This window comes from Flavobacterium sp. KKT103, assembly GCF_055640565.1.
Map to the genome: position 1 here is coordinate 1,664,770 of NZ_CM145766.1, position 17,312 is coordinate 1,682,081.

Sequence of the window (17,312 nt, forward strand, 5' to 3'; positions counted from 1 at the left end):
TATTTTAAAGTGAACAACCTTTAAGGTTAGATGCGGTAAAAGCGTAAAGGTTTAATGCGTATTGAAGATAAGTTTGGGGTTCTATTGTAACATATTCACTCTAACGCGTACTTATGGGATAACTGATATAAACAACATGAAAAATTTTTATTTAGGGCTGCTATTGACTGTAGGAAGTATAGCTACGAGTAGCGCTCAAACCAATCCCGAAAAACCAGCGGAAAAATCTACCGAGTTAAATGAGGTAACCATCGTGAAAACTAAAAAAGCGATTGAGCAAAAAGCGGATCGTACTATTTTTAATTTTTCAGACCAACCGAGTTTAAACACCGGTTCTGTTCTAGAAGGGATCAAAAAATTACCGGGATTAATTGCTTCGGATATTGCTGGAATGATGTACCAAGGAAAACAGCTGGATGTTTTTATGGATGGTAGACCGCTTAATATTTCTACTACGGAGCTTAATGCTTTTTTAGAGGGAATGCCCGCTAATGCAATTGAAAAAATAGAAATTATTACCCAACCTGGTGCGGAGTTTCCAGCAACTTCAGGTGGTGCTATTTTAAATATAATTACCAATAAAAATGCTAAAAATTATTTGAGTGCTACGTATACCAACAGTACAAGTTTTACGAATTATGATTCGTTTCGTATGAGAGTAAATAACAGCCTTTTATTGAGTGCCAAGAATAAATATTTTGGATGGCAATTAAATGTTGGGCAAAATTATCGAGAAAGTGCAACATGGACTTCGTTAGATAAGCAAGAAAACGGTATGAACTCATTGCTGTCAAGCACTAACACGGATCGAACGGGAAGAAATAATTTTATCAAATCGGCATTGACTTTTGACATAGGCAAAGACCGCTTGCTACTAAATTATGATATAACTCAAAATAATAACAACAGTACTACGCTAGGTACCGGGCCAGGTTTTGTGAATAATGACGCATCTACAAGTGTAGGCTTACGCCAAGATGCTGTGGTTACGTACCAAAAGAAATTTACTAACAGCGCTAAAAAGTTAGAGTTTAAATTCAATTACAATAACAATACTAACGATTTTGAGCTAAGTCCAGTTAGTAATTCAACTGTAACTTTAGCAAACACCTCTAATCAAAATTTTTATAATTTTAAATTTGATTACTCACAACCATTGAAGTTTTCTGACGAAGGAAAGTTAAGTTTTGGTAGTTTGTATGAAGAGTTACTTTTTGAAGCAGCAAGCAGAGGGACTGTGAATCTTGATTATAAAAGGCGAACAGCAGCCTCTTATGTTGAGGTGCAAACCAAATTTGATAAATTCAATTTTATCTTAGGTGGTCGAGCTGAGGATTATAATATTACGGGTACTACAGATGTAGCTACTTTGTCTCCATTCAAGCAATTTCGCTTTTTTCCGAATGCCAGTGCGCAATATAATTTTAGTAATTCAGTCAATTTTAATATGAATTACAATAAAAAAATTACGCTTCCAAGTACATCGGCTTTAAACCCGAACAATACCAATTACCAAAACCCAAATGTTGATTATTCAGGTAATCCTAACTTGCAGCCTACCATTTTTAATAATTATGAAGTGAAGTTAAGCGCTTTTGATTACGCTTTTATTAGCTACAATATTAGCTCAGCTAAAAATCAAGTGATTAATAGAGTCTCTCTTGATAATAATGTCGTGGTTAATACGAATGAAAATATTCCGGCAGTTAAGATTCATAATTTTAGTGCAGGAATGCCAATACCATATATGTTATTTACAAAAGGTCTTGAAGAAACTTTAAAAATGAATGTAAATCCGGATACAATGAATTTTCTTTATGTATACGGAGGGTATCAGTACCACCAAATTCCTAATTTAGATACTAATGGTTTTTGGATGATTAATTTGATGTCTCAAATAGTACTTCCGTCCAAGATAAAATTTGTGGCGAATTACAATTATATTTTTCCTAAAGGAAATTATTTTTACTTTATTGCAACGGAGCCAATACGAAATTCACTTGATTTTACTTTCTCGAAAAAATTCTTGAAGGATCAATTAACGTTGTCGATTTATGCAGATGATTTGTTAAATACCAATAAAAACGGATTTAATTCTTTTGGGACACCACTCTTAATAGCTAGTAAACAAGATACAAGAAAATTTGGTTTTAGTTTGAATTATAAAATCCCGACGAAGAACAAGTTAGCTAAAGAAAATCCTAACTTATTAAATAATGAAAAGAAAGAAGAAGGCGGTCTTTTAAACCAATAACTTTCTATAATAGATCAACGAAAAAGAGCTGTGTATTTGATACACAGCTCTTTTTTTGTAAACTTTATTGATACTTATTTTTGAATCAAGTCGCTTAAATGGACTTGTAACGCTTTGACTGAAATGCTAATTTCCCAAAAAGAAAGTGCTAATGAAATGAGTAAACTCAATAAGCTAAATCCAAAGAAATACAAGCCAGCTAACTGAATATCAAAGAACAATAGCAGCATAGCAAAAACCGATAAAAACAAACTTAGCACTCCAAAAAGTTGCATGTATCTAATGAGGGTTAACCGTAAGTTGAGGTTTTTAATTTCGATCAAAATACTTTTATTTTCGTGTTCATCATACGTCTTTTTTAAGCTTCGTACGATAGTAGCAATGGTTAAGAACCGATTCGTATAGGCTAAAAGTATTAAGGATGTGGCTGAAAATAGTAAAGCTGGAGTTTCTATATGTAAAGTCATGTGTCGTTAAGTTTAGAAGTACAAATTTCGATAAACTTAGCACACAATCTACTTTTATCTTCTAAGAATTTAAAACAATTGAATCTCGAATAGTGCGATTTTTATTGTTTTTTAAGTTCAATTATAATTTCATTTTTGCGATTAAATAACTCATAAGGAGCATTGTATCCTAAGAAATAAAAGCGATTGGTATATTTTATGCCTTTGGACTCAAGCGCAGCGATTAATTTTTTTTTATATTTCGCAATGGTTTCTTCGTTTGCCCAACCTCCAAAGCGGATTGCCGCAACGGTTTTAGCAGGTTCTTCAATAAATTTAATTTTAGATTCATTGGGTTTTGGCAAGGTCTCTTTTTGAAATTTCTTCGGCACCATAAACATCATAGTCATCGTGCTGTCCAATGACATACTCACAGGTGAAGTCATTGCAATTTTTTCGTTTTTGTTATTTCCGCCAAAAATATATCCTGCTAAGATCGAAAACCCTTTACTCGAGGATTCTTTATAAGCACTAGTAGATAATTGAACTGATGTAAATAAAGTAGGTTCATAGGTCCTTATTTCGAACTTATCATATTGCTTTACCACTTTGTAATCGTAGGTTTCTATGTTGCGCTGACTGTTCCAAGCAAAAATTTGACTTCCAATAAAAATTACTAGAACAACGGCGAGAATAATGTATAGTGCTTTCATGGTTTTAATTTACGCAGTAATGTACGATAAAATTAGTTTAGCTCAATCATGAATTAGTTTAGGGAATTCAGTTCGTATTTGATTTAAACAGTAATTGTACTACTAAACCCTCATCTTAATTTTATGTAAAAAATCAGCAGTATAATTTAAAAAAAAAACTATCCTGCTGATGGATTAATATTTGTTTGGCTATATGAACTTTTTAAATTTAAATCTTTTTAGTTTTTCTAAAATCGAGGTGATTGATCCAAGTTAGTTGTAAATAGTATGATTTATCAAGATCATTTTGTTTATTACTTACTCCAAATATGTATAAAGGGCCAGTTTCAATCTTATTGTTTTTATCAATTTTAAAACCAATACCTGCATAGGCCCAGTTCTCCCCGTAAATAGCAGTAGCGCTTTTGTCAAGATTAAAGAAAAATTCATTGTACAATGATAAGTACACGTTGTTATCTTTGCTTATGGGTGTGTCTAAACCAATTTTGTAACGCAATCGTGAGGTAAAAGGTCTTTCGCTAGTAACTCTATCTTGAATAAATCTTCCATCGAAACGCAAGCGATGTTTGATAGTAGATCTATTTAAATTATATTGATACCCTGTTTGCAAATAAAATCGATTTTCGTTTCTATAATTGTTTTTTCCAGGATTTACTTTCTCAAAAACATAGCTGCCAGTAAAAGATAAATTTGAATTAAAATGATAGGTAAGCGCTTGCTCAGCATAATAAAAAGATAATTTTGAGGGTTCAGACACTCCATCGATTTTGGAGTTTAGTAAATGGAAAGCTCCAAAATAATATAAGCTATATTCTAAGTTATCTGTTAACGAACCACTATGATCGATTGTAGGAAAAACACCAATATGGTTGGTATCTTGTGCATTACTCAATTGAAACATAAAAAATGTCAACAGCATTAATTTGTGTTTACTATTCATAAGGGAAAAAATTAATTTAGTTGCAGCTTAGGAAAGATAAGATTGTAACTCAGTCTGTTTACTAGGTCTCCAAATTTTTTGATCTAAGTAAAAATGGTGTCCTATTATTCCAAAAAATAAAATATAAGCCCAATTGTTTGCATTTGAGGTAAAACTTCCATTTAGATCGGGTGAGGATCCAACATTCCATACAATAAATCCAAAAACAATTCCTAATAGCAATGCTACACACAAATAATTTAAAGTTTTTCCATTTACAAATTTTGCAATACCATATTTTTCATTCTCTTCCTTATTATATCTAGCTTGACCGTAGTGCCACACGATTGCATGGTACTGTATATTGTGAAATAGGGAATTCATAATGGCAATTAGAATTAAAACACTTACGCCATCTTTTGTAATAAATTGGTCAGTTTGTGCGATATAATAAAACATCGTACTATAAAAGATTAAGCAGGTGACAATATAAGATAGGATTGGTAAAATATTTTTACCGTACTTTTTGAACAAGATACTTGCTTGGAATAAAAAATAAACGGTTCCGAGGCCTGTTAAAATATAAAACATTTTAGTTGCTAAAAAATTTAGGGTAGGTGACCATTCAAGTGTTGAACTAACAGAAAATGTTCCTTGTAATTTGAAGTTCAACAAAAAATAAATTTGTGAAAATATAATAACCGCATACAATGAATTTTTCATTTTTGTTTTTTCATCAAACTCCATTTTTATTTTTGCAGCGTAAATTGATAAAAAACCATAATGTTGTTTGGCATTGTGATACAGTGACCAAACAAATATGAAGAATCCATAAAAAACAGTAAAAGAAATTGTTTTAAATTGATTTTGCAGAATAATAGCTATTAAAGGGAAAATAAAAAAAACTAAGCTATTAAATAAGACTTTTGAATTTTCTCTCCTATACTTATCATCAATATAGGTTCGGCTGTATGTTGCCCAAAAGTGACTTCCTTCAAAAAAAACAACCCAAATCCAGAAGAAAATAGGTACCATAGTTGGAAATTGAAAGCTCAATACAGCAATTAATAAGGTAAAAAAAGCGCCCCCCATTATAAGACTGTAATCAAAAAAGGGAGTTCTAATCCAAGGATTTAACGTCGTAGTTGTTTGCATAATTTTAGTGTTTAGTTAGGATACATTTTTTAGATAAATTAATTTTTACTTTTTATTTCACAATTGGAGTTTAATAACGCCATATGAAGATACGAAGTAATTGGTTTTTGGTTTTATTTATTAATCGTTTATTTACGATTATACCATCTCGATAAAAATTTAATAAACTGATTTGTAGTGTTTTAGTGTTTGAATATCGTAATAGTTTAACAAATAATATTAATCTATTAAATACGATTAATATAGTTATAGATTTGGATGTTTTACTTTTAAATAGCACTGCATTAATTTTTTAGATAGTAGAAAAACGGGACGGATTATCTTCTGTAAAAATTTAAAGTTATGTTGGTAAGGATTATTACACTAATACTAAGTAAAGTAAACAAATAGGCAGTGTGACCGTTAAAACAGTTTTGTAAACATCTATCAAAACTTATTTGCTTACAGTAAAGAAAGTAACTGAAACTTATGGTCCTAAAATCAATTTTTATAAAACAGTATACTATCTTTGATTGTCACTTGGCCTTCTATTTACCTTACTATTTTAATTATGGCTTTTATCAACCCGCATATCAATTTTAATGGAAATGCTGAAGTTGCTTTTAATTTTTATAAAGCGATTTTTGGAGGAGAATTTGTAAAAGTCGTTCGCTTTAAAGATATGGCCGCGATGGGACATTCCTTTGATGCTGCTGAAGCAAACAAAATCATGCACATTGCGTTGCAGATTGGAAGCAATATTTTAATGGGGAATGACGTTCCCGCCATTCTAGGAGTGGTAGATGAAAAAGAAAACAGATCTAAAATTGCAGTCAGTGCAAAGGACTTAGTAGAAGCAGAATCTATATTCAAAGGACTTTCTGAAGGAGGTGAAGTCGAAATGCCTTTGGCTGCAAGTCCTTGGGGATCCTATTTTGGTATGTTGCGTGATCAGTTTGGAATTGAGTGGATGGTTGATTATGATCCTAATTATCGTGCTGAAATCAACTAAGTCTTTGTGCAATCTTTAATTATAAAGTGCGTCAAAATATAGTTTAACAACAATTTCTCTTAGGTCGGTTCATCATAGTTTTGGCCTGGTACCTTTCAAATAAATCAAAAACTCTTCCTACTTTATTCCACTCTAAGGTATAAAGAGACTGAGTGCCACTAATTTTCCGGCAAATAAAATGATCCTCTAGTAAATCTTTCAAGTGTTTGGAAACTGTCGATTGCGAAAGCGGTAACTCCGCAACTATCTCTTTACAAGTTCGATCCTTGTGCTTAGATAGTAGTGTTATAATTTGTATTCTAGCAGGATGCGCTAAACATTTGGCCGCTTGTGCAAATTCTATTTCAAAGGAATGAAAACTGCTTTCTTTTTTCATATTAATCGTAATTAGTAGATGAATTAAATTACAAAAATTAAATTAAATATTTTTTGTAAAATAGTGATAAATAATGACTTAAATATTTTATCGTTGTAATTAATCGTAAACGTACGATAATAAATTAAAACTACATCACAACAACTTACGTAGTTTTAAGAACTATATCACAAACCACATGAAACTAAGACTTACGCTTGCCCTGCTTTTTTGCACAGGATTTTTATTTGCACAAGAGACTACCGGTATCTTAAAAGGGGTAGTAAAGGATGCCAATAATAATCCAATTCCTTTTGCTACCGTTCTTATTCAGCAAAAGTCGACAGGCATTCATTATAACACGCAATCACAACAAGATGGTTATTACGAATTCAATCAATTACAGCCGGCCTCTGATTATGAAGCCAAAGTCAGCTATGTAGGATTTACCGAGTTGATAGTTTCTGCTATTCAAATTCAACTTGGAAAAAATACTAGTCTGAACTTTACCATGCTTTCAGCTCTAAATGAATTAGAGAACGTCGAGATTAAAAATACAGCTTCTAAGAAAGGCAATGAAAAGCGATTGAAAATAGATGTAATTACTAATCTTCCTAGCGCCAACCGCAGTATACAAGACGCAACGCGATTACTGCCTGAGGCAAACTTGAATTCTTTTGGTGGTGCCAATTACCGCTTTAATAACTTGTCCATTGATGGGAGTGCTACTAACGATGTTCTTGGGTTTCAAGAGCCTGCTAGTGGTGCTGCAGGATCTTCAGCTTCAGGTACACCTGGAGGTTTAGCAGGTACGCAGCCAATTGGTTTCGGAGCTATTAGTGCTTTGTCTGTGAAAACAGCACCATTTGATGTGACTTTCGGAAATTTTACAGGCGCAAGTATCAATGTTGTGACAAAAAGCGGTACGAATAACATTTCAGGTACGGCTTATACGGTAGCAAAAAATAAAAATTTAATCGGAAATTATTCAGATGGCATTAAACAACTCTCGGCTGAAGCGAGTGATTTAACTTATGGGTTAAGCGTAGGTGGACCGATAGTTAAAAATAAATTGTTTTACTTTTTTAATGTAGAATATGCTGATCGAAACGAATCGGTTTTAAATGCACCCGGAAGTGCCACTTCTAATATTTCAGTTGAAACGATTAATCTAATTTCAGATCGTTTAAAGTCCAAATACAATTATGATCCCGGAATTGCATCAGATGCAACTACAGAACGTAAAAACACCAAATTATTTTTACGTTTGGATTACAACATATCCGAAGATCATAAATTCACTCTCCGTAATAACTTTGTTACCGGTTTTGCTGATAATTTAGAATGGACTCCCACTGTTTTTAATTTTGGAAACCAAGGGTACAGGCATAATTCGGTTACGAATAGTATAGTGGCTGAGCTAAAAAGTAAATTTTCGAATAAGTTGTCTAATAAAATGACGCTTTCGCTTTCTACGGTAAATGATGAAAGAACGTATAACGGAAGGGTTTTTCCGCATATTGAAATTATAGACAATACATCGAACACTATTTTTGCAGGAACGTATCGCGAAGCATCAGTTTATGGATTGACATTAAACACTATCCAGTTTACGGATAATATTACTTATTTTGTCAAAAACCATAAGTTTACTTTGGGTACGTCGACCGAAATTAACACTATCGAATACCGCTTTTTAACGGCATTCAATGGTAGGTGGCAATACAGCTCCATAGAAAATTTTTTAGCGGACAGGCCTAACCGTGTTCGTGGGGTTTACAATACAGATAATAATGATTTTGAATACAACAAAAAGACACCTTCGGCAGATTACTCTGTTTTGTTATCCTCTGTTTATCTTCAAGATGAAATCCGTTTGAGTCCTAAATTTAATATTTTAGCGGGAGTTCGAGTAGATTGGCAAAATACACCAACGGCTTTTCCTATTTCGGATCAAATAAAAAACACGCCTGAGTTTGCCGGGTATAGGAATAAGATTAATGATGCGCCAATTATCAACCCAAGAGTGGGTTTTAATTATAACATTGATGATGCTGGTAAATACATTCTAAAAGGGGGATCGGGTTTATTTACCGGCAGAATGCCATTTGTTTGGTACGCTTATGAATACTATATCTCGGGTACTAATTATTACAATATCGACCTTCGTCCGACGGGACCTTTAGACTTAACAGAAGATTTAAGTACTTTAGAATCAAGACAAAGTCGTAAACTGACCGAAGTGAATTTAATTGACAATAATTTTAATTTACCACGTGATTGGAAGTCGAATATATCGCTTGATGTTGCACTTAAAAATAATTATGCTTTGTCGTTTGAAGGAACGTATACCAAAACGATGAAAGGATTGTTGTTTCAATCGATCAACCGTAAAGAAGATCAAAAAAGTACTTTTGCAGGTGCTGACAATCGTCCGTATTACAACACTACTGCCGAGAGCATAAAGATCAATCCTAATTTTACCAACGTTTTTTTATTGACTAATACTTCTCAAGGTTACCGATACAATCTAACCTTTGGCTTAACGAAGTCTGAAGCACATTACAATGGATTTTTAGGATATACGTACGGAGTTAGTAAAGATATTTCAAGTACCAATAGAAATTCACACGCGGCTAATTTTGAGTGGAATCAAAGTTTGGTAGCGAACGATCCCAAGTTAACGGCTTCTAATTTTGATTTGCGACACAAAATCGTTTCGTATCATTTTTATGATATTCCGATAAAAAGTAGCACTTTGAAGTTGGGATTGATTTACAACGGACGATCAGGAAGTCCTTTTTCCTATGTGTACGAAGGAGATGTGAATAGAGATGGTTCAGCTAAGAATGATATTTTATACATTCCAAGAGACCAAAGCGAAATCAAGTTGATTAATATCGTAGACCGCAATAATGTAGTTCTTGTATCAGCAGATGAGCAATGGCGACAATTGGATGCTTATATCAATAATAGCAATTACCTAAACAGTCATAGAGGTCAGTATGCGGAACGAAATGCCGCTAGAACACCTTGGAATCACCAAGTGGATATGAAATTTGTTTTTGAAACTAAGTTTTATAAGAACAAATTACAGTTTGCTTTTGATATTTTTAATGTTGGAAATTTACTTAATCGCAATTGGGGAACGCAAGTCTATGTTCCTAATATCAATAATTCGGGTTATGCGTTGTTGGACTTTGTAAGAATCGAAAATCAACAGCCTGTTTATCAATTTAAAAACCCTAAAGGAACGCCATGGTTAGTAGATAATATCAACTCGAAATGGCAAGGACAAATTAGTGCGAGCTACTTTTTTAATTAAGTAGCTGCATAATTTTGGGTTTTAAACTTGGAGTTGGATAGGTTCCGCTTTAATGGTCATTAATCTTTCCCTCTTATATAGGAATCAAATCGTCTTTTATAGCCCCGATAGCAGCGGAAATCCTTTGCGGTGGCGGTAGCCAAAGGCAAAGATTAGAGCGTATAGCGGGAGAGATCGTGTTATGGAAATGGGAGTTTTGCTCCAAAAAAAAGCTGCCCAATGAAGGACAGCTTTTGATTTAGTAGGATAGTACTAATTATTTGATCATTTCAAAACTACGTTTCACGAAAGCGGTTAAAGCTTCTCCTTTAAGTAGGTTTTGAGATAATTTAGCTAAGTCTAACGCTTGTTTAACCAAGTGTTCTTGCGCTGTTTTGTCTTCGGTACCAAGAATGGTAGTTGCTAACGGCGAATTTGTATTAACCACTAGGTTGTACATCTCTGGCATGTTACCCATCCCGAACATTCCGCCACCGCCTGATTGACTCATTTCTTTCATTCTACGCATGAATTCTGGTTGCGTAATAATAAATGGAGCTGCTTGGCTATCCATAGCTTCTAATTGAACGGTGTAGGTTTGTTTAGGAACGATAGTTTCTAAAACTGTTTTTAAACCTGTTTGCTCTTCTTCTGACAATTTTGAAATAGTCGTTTCGTCTTTCTTGATTAGGTTATCAATGTGATCCGAATCGACACGTACGAAAGTGATATCGCTATTGTCTCCTTCGATTTTTTGAATCAAATGCGAGATAATAGGAGAGTCTAATAACAATACTTCGTATCCTTTTTCTTGAGCAGTTTGGATGTAAGAGTGTTGTGCCTCTTTGTTACCAGCGTAAAGAACAACTAGTTTACCATCCTTGTTCGTTTGCTTGTCCTTTAGGTTTTCTTTTAATTCTTCTAGTGTGAAGTATTTATCGTCAACGGTTGGGTACAAAACGAATGCTCCTGCTTTTTCGTAGAATTTATCTTCAGAAAGCATTCCGTATTCAAGAACGATTTTTATGTCATTCCATTTTGCTTCAAAATCAGCACGGTTTTCAGTGAACAATGATTTTAATTTATCGGCTACTTTACGAGTAATGTAGTTTGAAATCTTTTTCACGGCTCCATCTGCTTGCAATCCTGAACGAGAAACATTCAAAGGAATATCAGGAGAATCTACTACTCCGCGAAGCATCATCAAGAATTCAGGTACAATTCCTTCTACGTTATCTGTAACGTACACTTGGTTTTGGTACAGCTGAATTTTATCTTTTTGGATTTGTAAGTCTCCACTCAATTTTGGGAAATACAAAATACCCGTTAAGTTAAATGGGTAATCTACATTTAAATGAATGTGGAATAAAGGCTCTTCGAATTGCATAGGATACAACTCATGGTAGAACGTTTTATAGTCTTCCTCTTTTAAGTCCGTAGGTTGTTTTGTCCAAGCTGGATTAGGATTATTAATGATGTTATCCTTTTCTACTGTTTCAGCAACATAATCCTCAGGAGCATCCTCTGGCTTAGGAAGTGTTTCAGTTTTAGTTCCAAATTTAATTGGAATAGGCATGAACTTGTTGTATTTGTTCAATAACCCTTTTATTTTTGATTCTTCTAAAAATTCTAATGAATCCTCAGCAATGTGCAATATAATCTCAGTTCCACGAGTCGTTTTGTCAGCCGGTTCTAGAGAGAATTCAGGGCTACCATCACAAATCCAGTGAGCAGCTGGTTCATCTTTATACGACTTAGTGATAATTTCAACTTTGGAAGCGACCATAAAAGCAGAGTAGAAACCTAGACCAAAATGTCCAATGATTCCAGAGTCTTTTGCTGTGTCTTTGTATTTTTCTAAAAATTCTTCAGCACCAGAGAAAGCCAATTGGTTGATGTATTTTTCTACTTCGGCAGCAGTCATACCAATACCTTGATCTATAATGTGTAGTTTTTTACCTTCTTTGTCTATTTTTACTTCAAGTATTGGGTTACCATATTCAACGGTAGCTTCACCAATATTAGTAAGGTGCTTTAATTTTAAAGTTGCATCTGTCCCATTCGAAATCAACTCACGTAAAAAAATCTCGTGATCACTGTATAGGAACTTCTTGATTAAAGGGAAGATGTTTTCTACTGAAACATTAATTTTTCCTGTTGTCATATTTAATTTAATTAGGGTTTTACAATCAACTTCCTAGTATTCAAATAGAGTACCAATCGCATTTGAGGTGACAAATTGTCTTATGTGTAAATTTTGAAACAAATTAGTAGAATATTAAAACGTTAACATGAGATTCCCTTCGTATCTTTGCTTTAGTTTAAATCAAAAACCAAAACAAAATGAAAAAAATATTTTTTTTAGCAGCATTGTCTTTAGTGATGTTTTCATGTAAAACATCATCAGTTACAGACAAAAAATTAGATAAAGGAGCTCAAGTAGCAATGAAAGGTAACTGGGTAATAAGCTCAGTAAACTATCCAGGTTCAGAAGTTATCAAAGTAAATTCATTTCAATTAGCCGATTCAAAATGTTTTGAAGGTAGTACTTGGAAGTTTATTTCTAACAACAATAAAGGTAATATGGCCTTAACAGCGAACAATTGTCCAGTTTTTAGCTCACCAATTACTTGGTATGTGAACAAAGAGGGGCAATTTGTACTAAAAGTGCTTGACGCAGGGGAAAAAGCGAAAAAAGTAAGAGATGGTTACATTCTATATGTAGCAAATCAAACTCAAGATAGTTTTCAATTGATTGATAAAATCAATGTAGGAGGAAAAATGACCGATGTTGTTTACCAATTTCAAAGAGCAAACTAATAAAACCGTTTTAAAAATATAAAAGATATAATTATGAAAAATTTTTCCATAACAGCATTGGCTGTAATAATGACAATGTCAACAGTTTTCACAGGTTGTGAATCGATCAAGAATACTAACAAAACGCAAAGAGGAGCTGGAATAGGAGCTGCTGGAGGAGCCATCATTGGTGGTATTTTAGGAAATAACCTTGGTAAAGGTGGTAATGGTGCTTTAGGTGCTGTACTTGGAGGTGTAGTTGGTGGAGTTGCTGGTGGCGTTATTGGTAACAAAATGGACAAGCAAGCAAGACAAATTGGCGAAGTGCTTCCGGGTGCTGAGGTAAAAAGAGTAGGTGAAGGGATTCAATTAGTTTTGAATGAAAACGCTGTTCGTTTTGATACTAACAAATCATCATTGACTGCTGCTGCAAAAGCAAACTTAGATAAATTAGTTCCAGTATTCGCAGAATATCCAGATACTGATATTACTATTTTTGGTTACACAGATAGTACAGGTCCAGCTGATTATAACTTGAAATTATCAGGTGAAAGAGCAGCGTCAGTTAGAAACTACCTTGTAAGTAAAGGTGTTGTTTCAGGTAGATTTAAAGTTTCTGGGATGGGTATCGCTGATCCAATTGCATCGAATGAAACGGTTGAAGGAAGAAGCCAAAACCGTCGTGTAGAGTTTGCTATTACTGCAAATGCTAAAATGCAACAAGACGCTCAAAAAGAAGCTGGGAACTAAATCCAACACTTTCAATAGATTAAAAAGTCGTCTTGTTTTTTTTAAACAAGACGGCTTTTTTTTTAGTTAAAATCAGTACATCAAAATTATTTTCTTAAAAGAAATCTATCTTTGTACTCTCAAAAAAAAACACTCATACTACAATGCTGCAAGTTCAAAACATCTCATTTGGTTATACTGATAAAACGGTTTTAAAAAATATTGATTTTACAATTGAAAAAGGGCAGAATGTAGCGATTATTGGTGAAAGCGGTTGCGGAAAAAGCACCTTGCTTAAACTGATGTATGGCTTGCATGATCTCGATAAAGGAGCAATTTCATGGAATGGCACAAAAATATTGGGACCCAAATTTAATTTAGTACCAGGTGTTCCATTCGCAAAATATTTGGCGCAAGATTTTGACTTGATGCCGTATACCACCGTAGCCGAAAATGTAGGTAAGTTTTTGTCCAATGGATTTAGAGCCTTAAAAAAGTTGCGCGTGGAGCAATTACTTGAAATGGTCGAAATGACGGAGTTTGCTAATGTGCAAGCCAAATTTTTAAGTGGCGGTCAGCAACAGCGGGTAGCCTTGGCAAGAGCTTTGGCAAATGAACCTGAGATTTTGCTCTTAGACGAACCTTTTAGTCATATTGATAATTTTAGAAAAAATGCATTGCGACGCAATTTGTTTGCCTACCTTAAAACTAAAGGTATTACCTGTATTGTAGCCACTCACGATAGTACAGATGCACTTTCATACGCGGACCAAACGATAGTTTTGCAAAACGGAACATTGGTTGATAAAGGCGATTCGTTTCAGTTGTATAATAATCCTCTTAATAAATATGTGGCTTCACTTTTTGGAGAAGTCAATGAATTAAAGCTATCACAATTAGTGGTTGTAGGCAGTGAGGAAGAAGATGAAACAGTTCTTCTTTATCCTCACCAGTTAAAAATGGTGGCCAATGGCCTGATGAATGTCGTGGTCAAACAATCTTATTTTAAAGGAGGTCATTACTTGATTAAAGCAGTATTTGATCGAAAAGTAATCTTTTTTCAGCATGATGCTCCATTAGAGATTAATCAAGAAGTCAGCTTGATGATATCATAAAAAAAAGCCTCCAAATTTTAAAAATTGGAGGCTTTCGCTTTCTATTAGTTTTTCAGGTACTTTTCTAAGAACTGATCTTGTTCCCATAAAAGGTGTAGAATATTCTCTTTGGCTACGTAACTATGCGCTTCTTTAGGCAAGATGACCATTCTAGCTGGAGCTCCTAGTCCTTTTAAAGCTTGAAAATAACGCTCCGTTTGTAGTGTGAAAGTCCCCGGATTGTTATCGGCTTCGCCATGTACTAAAAGTAATGGTGTTTTCATTTTATCAGCATTCATAAACGGTGACATGGTGTTGTAAACATCTGTAGCTTCCCAGTAATTACGCTGTTCTGATTGAAAGCCGAAAGGAGTCAAAGTTCTGTTATACGCACCACTTCTAGCAATTCCACAAGCAAAAAGATTAGAGTGTGTTAGTAAGTTAGCCGTCATAAACGCTCCATAAGAGTGTCCTCCAATTGCTACTTTCTTTTTGTTAATATAGCCCAAAGCATCTACTGCATTTATCGCAGCTTCGGCATTGTCTACTAATTGAGAAATAAAATTATCATTAGGCTCAGTTGTTCCTTCACCAATAATTGGGAACGAAGCGTCGTCTAATACCACATAGCCTTTGGTTACCCAATATACAAATGATCCGTAGTACGGGAACGTAAATTCATTTGGGTTTTGATTGTTTTGTCCTGCTGAGTTTTTGTCTTTAAATTCGGCTGGGTAGGCCCAAATTAATAAAGGTAGTTTCTCTTTCTTTGCTTTGTCATAACCAGCAGGAAGGTATAAGGTTCCGGATAGGGAAACGCCATCTTTTCTTTTGTATTCAATTACCTCTTTGCTCACATTTTTAATACTTTCAAATGGATTTTTGAAATTGGTGATAGGAGTCAATTGGTTTTTTTTCTTGATGTTTCTAAAGTAATAGTTTGGAAACTCATTTTTAGACTGAATTTGTACTAGCACTTCTCCTTTTTTGAAATCCTCGATAGATAGTAAATCTTCTTTTTTATCGGTGTATGCCGAGGTGTAAATTCTTTTCGTTTGAAGTGTTTTTAAATTGAATTCATCTATAAAAGGGAATTGCCCCTTTTTAGTAAATCCATCGCCTAATAAATATAAATTATTGTTTTCAATAGCTAAAACAGGTCTGCCAAAAGCATTTTTAACTGTTTCAAAATTTCCTGGATCAGCGTAAATGTCTTGAGAGTTGCGATCTGAAATAACTTTTGGTTCTTCGTTTGCGTTAGACGGATTAAATAAATAGGTTTTAGAATTTCGGGTGTCATACCACTGATCCATTGCGATAGCTGTTGTTGCATTTCCCCACATAATACCTGCAAAACGTTGTTTGGTTTTGATTAATAAAGATGGCTTTTCGGTAAAAGGAGCTTGCCATTGCATCACTTCGTCTCGGTATGTGACTTGGTTCTCAGGGTTTCCTTCGTCTAATGCTTCCACGAAATACAAGGTAGCGGCTTGATCGTTTCTCCAGCTCATGTTTCTTTTACCGGTGCGTGTTGCCATGAAACCTTTGGGCATGATTTCATTCAAAGCAACTTCGTTTACTACTTTAATTTCTGTACCGTTTTGATCATACACAACTGATTTAGATGGAAAACGGCTTAGTGGTACGATATAAGAAAATGGTTTTTGGATAGTGGAAATTAGGATATAGTTTCCGTCAGGCGAAAAGTTTTCACCAGCATACATATCAGGGCCTTTGAAAAGTGATTTGGTACCATTTACATTCACTTTATAGAGCTCAGAGGTAACTATGTTTTCAAAATTAAGCTCATCTCTTTTGTTTTTCAACAAATCTTGGTAGGTTCTATTCGATGAAACGGCACCGCTCGCATTAGATACGATAGGACCTGTGGGCAAGTTTTTTTTCTCGTCTAATAAGGCGGGTCTGTTTTTTGGAAGCATTTTTACCAAAATATTTTCATTGTCTTTGTACCAGCTAAACGGATTGCCAAGGTTTGCATTTACATTGTCATCGGTTAGCATAGTCGCTTTTGCGGAAGCAACATCAATAACCCATAAGGAAACACCATTGTTGGTTGTGTTCGAAAAAGCAATTTTCTTTTCGTTAGGAGACCAAGATAGGTTAGTAATCTTTGGGTTTTCAGGTAATCCACTGACTTGAATTTCGTTTTTGTCTTTAATCTTTCTCAGTTTCAAATTGTTAATATAAGTAACTGAGCTCGAAATGTTAGTCGTTGGATTGATTCGCAATCCGCCCAAGCGCATTTCATCTTGATTCAAATCGTCTAGTGTTTTATATGTGCTTCTGTAGGAAAGTAACATATACTCTTTTTTAGTATCCATCGAGACTGACGGCGCTCTTTCATAATCAACTAAATCTAGGATTGATTTAGATGGTTTTTGATACGTTAGGTTCTCTTGAGCCAGAGCGCTAAGGCTTAGGCCAAGGAATAAAACAAAGGTCGTTTTTAATTTCATAAACAGTTTTTTTGGTATTTTTTGTAAATATAAGGCACTTAATTCTAAAATAAAACGGATTGGAACAGTCTTTCTT

Annotated in this window: 13 protein-coding genes; 6 read left to right on the forward strand and 7 right to left on the reverse strand. The window is 34.2% G+C overall.

Annotation, left to right across the window (positions count from 1 at the left end; translation table 11 throughout):
- Positions 1–136: 136 nt before the first annotated feature.
- Positions 137–2,254, forward strand: a complete 2,118-nt coding sequence (locus ACZ2G0_RS07180; protein ID WP_470309654.1) for a TonB-dependent receptor domain-containing protein — start codon at positions 137–139, stop codon at positions 2,252–2,254.
- Between the two features lie 74 nt (positions 2,255–2,328).
- Here ACZ2G0_RS07180 and ACZ2G0_RS07185 read toward each other — a convergent pair whose 3' ends face one another.
- The 4 genes from ACZ2G0_RS07185 to ACZ2G0_RS07200 all read right to left on the reverse strand — a co-directional run bounded on the left by ACZ2G0_RS07185 (position 2,329) and on the right by ACZ2G0_RS07200 (position 5,487).
- A complete protein-coding gene (locus ACZ2G0_RS07185; protein WP_300288231.1) occupies positions 2,329–2,721 on the reverse strand; it encodes a DUF2721 domain-containing protein in 393 nt (130 codons plus the stop codon).
- 101 nt (positions 2,722–2,822) lie between these two features.
- Positions 2,823–3,413, reverse strand: a complete 591-nt coding sequence (locus tag ACZ2G0_RS07190) for an SOUL family heme-binding protein (RefSeq protein ID WP_470309655.1) — start codon at positions 3,411–3,413, stop codon at positions 2,823–2,825.
- A 208-nt stretch (positions 3,414–3,621) separates the two neighbouring features.
- Positions 3,622–4,353 (reverse strand): DUF2490 domain-containing protein, encoded by a 732-nt coding sequence (locus ACZ2G0_RS07195; RefSeq protein WP_470309656.1) that lies wholly within the window; start codon positions 4,351–4,353, stop codon positions 3,622–3,624.
- A gap of 27 nt (positions 4,354–4,380) precedes the next feature.
- Positions 4,381–5,487, reverse strand: coding sequence for a hypothetical protein (locus ACZ2G0_RS07200; protein ID WP_470309657.1), 1,107 nt, complete (start codon positions 5,485–5,487; stop codon positions 4,381–4,383).
- Between the two features lie 550 nt (positions 5,488–6,037).
- On the opposite strand from ACZ2G0_RS07200, the gene ACZ2G0_RS07205 reads away from it, so the two are divergent.
- Positions 6,038–6,478 carry a VOC family protein gene (locus ACZ2G0_RS07205; protein WP_470309658.1) on the forward strand — a complete coding sequence of 147 codons (441 nt, stop codon included), beginning with the start codon at positions 6,038–6,040 and terminating at the stop codon, positions 6,476–6,478.
- Between the two features lie 43 nt (positions 6,479–6,521).
- Here the strand turns inward: ACZ2G0_RS07205 and ACZ2G0_RS07210 are convergent, their stop codons facing one another.
- Positions 6,522–6,854: an ArsR/SmtB family transcription factor gene (locus tag ACZ2G0_RS07210; RefSeq protein WP_300288227.1), complete on the reverse strand. Its 333-nt coding sequence runs from the start codon at positions 6,852–6,854 to the stop codon at positions 6,522–6,524.
- A gap of 178 nt (positions 6,855–7,032) precedes the next feature.
- Here ACZ2G0_RS07210 and ACZ2G0_RS07215 point away from each other — a divergent pair, with 178 nt between their 5' ends.
- Positions 7,033–10,158: a TonB-dependent receptor gene (locus ACZ2G0_RS07215; RefSeq protein WP_470309659.1), complete on the forward strand. Its 3,126-nt coding sequence runs from the start codon at positions 7,033–7,035 to the stop codon at positions 10,156–10,158.
- Between the two features lie 256 nt (positions 10,159–10,414).
- Here ACZ2G0_RS07215 and htpG read toward each other — a convergent pair whose 3' ends face one another.
- Entirely contained in the window at positions 10,415–12,301 is a 1,887-nt protein-coding gene (htpG, locus tag ACZ2G0_RS07220; protein ID WP_470309660.1) for a molecular chaperone HtpG, read from the reverse strand.
- Positions 12,302–12,480: 179 nt separating this feature from the next.
- On the opposite strand from htpG, the gene ACZ2G0_RS07225 reads away from it, so the two are divergent.
- From ACZ2G0_RS07225 to ACZ2G0_RS07235, 3 genes are all read left to right on the forward strand, one after another.
- Complete coding sequence (locus ACZ2G0_RS07225; protein WP_470309661.1) at positions 12,481–12,957, forward strand: lipocalin family protein; 477 nt, start codon at positions 12,481–12,483, stop codon at positions 12,955–12,957.
- Positions 12,958–12,990: 33 nt separating this feature from the next.
- A complete protein-coding gene (locus tag ACZ2G0_RS07230) occupies positions 12,991–13,686 on the forward strand; it encodes a YiaD family glycine zipper/OmpA-like lipoprotein (protein WP_470309662.1) in 696 nt (231 codons plus the stop codon).
- A gap of 143 nt (positions 13,687–13,829) precedes the next feature.
- Complete coding sequence (locus ACZ2G0_RS07235; protein ID WP_470309663.1) at positions 13,830–14,780, forward strand: ABC transporter ATP-binding protein; 951 nt, start codon at positions 13,830–13,832, stop codon at positions 14,778–14,780.
- A 44-nt stretch (positions 14,781–14,824) separates the two neighbouring features.
- Here the strand turns inward: ACZ2G0_RS07235 and ACZ2G0_RS07240 are convergent, their stop codons facing one another.
- The gene (locus tag ACZ2G0_RS07240) at positions 14,825–17,236 is read right to left on the reverse strand and encodes an alpha/beta hydrolase family protein (protein WP_470309665.1); all 2,412 of its coding nucleotides are present in this window, start codon (positions 17,234–17,236) and stop codon (positions 14,825–14,827) included.
- Between the last annotated feature and the right edge of the window lie 76 nt (positions 17,237–17,312).

What these genes read in the sequence shown, in the direction of transcription:
- ACZ2G0_RS07180 (WP_470309654.1), top strand. Translation starts at nt 137, where the DNA reads ATGAAAAATTTTTATTTAGGGCTGCTATTGACTGTAGGAAGTATAGCT.
- ACZ2G0_RS07185 (WP_300288231.1), bottom strand. Translation starts at nt 2,721, where the DNA reads ATGACTTTACATATAGAAACTCCAGCTTTACTATTTTCAGCCACATCC.
- ACZ2G0_RS07190 (WP_470309655.1), bottom strand. Translation starts at nt 3,413, where the DNA reads ATGAAAGCACTATACATTATTCTCGCCGTTGTTCTAGTAATTTTTATT.
- ACZ2G0_RS07195 (WP_470309656.1), bottom strand. Translation starts at nt 4,353, where the DNA reads ATGAATAGTAAACACAAATTAATGCTGTTGACATTTTTTATGTTTCAA.
- ACZ2G0_RS07200 (WP_470309657.1), bottom strand. Translation starts at nt 5,487, where the DNA reads ATGCAAACAACTACGACGTTAAATCCTTGGATTAGAACTCCCTTTTTT.
- ACZ2G0_RS07205 (WP_470309658.1), top strand. Translation starts at nt 6,038, where the DNA reads ATGGCTTTTATCAACCCGCATATCAATTTTAATGGAAATGCTGAAGTT.
- ACZ2G0_RS07210 (WP_300288227.1), bottom strand. Translation starts at nt 6,854, where the DNA reads ATGAAAAAAGAAAGCAGTTTTCATTCCTTTGAAATAGAATTTGCACAA.
- ACZ2G0_RS07215 (WP_470309659.1), top strand. Translation starts at nt 7,033, where the DNA reads ATGAAACTAAGACTTACGCTTGCCCTGCTTTTTTGCACAGGATTTTTA.
- htpG (WP_470309660.1), bottom strand. Translation starts at nt 12,301, where the DNA reads ATGACAACAGGAAAAATTAATGTTTCAGTAGAAAACATCTTCCCTTTA.
- ACZ2G0_RS07225 (WP_470309661.1), top strand. Translation starts at nt 12,481, where the DNA reads ATGAAAAAAATATTTTTTTTAGCAGCATTGTCTTTAGTGATGTTTTCA.
- ACZ2G0_RS07230 (WP_470309662.1), top strand. Translation starts at nt 12,991, where the DNA reads ATGAAAAATTTTTCCATAACAGCATTGGCTGTAATAATGACAATGTCA.
- ACZ2G0_RS07235 (WP_470309663.1), top strand. Translation starts at nt 13,830, where the DNA reads ATGCTGCAAGTTCAAAACATCTCATTTGGTTATACTGATAAAACGGTT.
- ACZ2G0_RS07240 (WP_470309665.1), bottom strand. Translation starts at nt 17,236, where the DNA reads ATGAAATTAAAAACGACCTTTGTTTTATTCCTTGGCCTAAGCCTTAGC.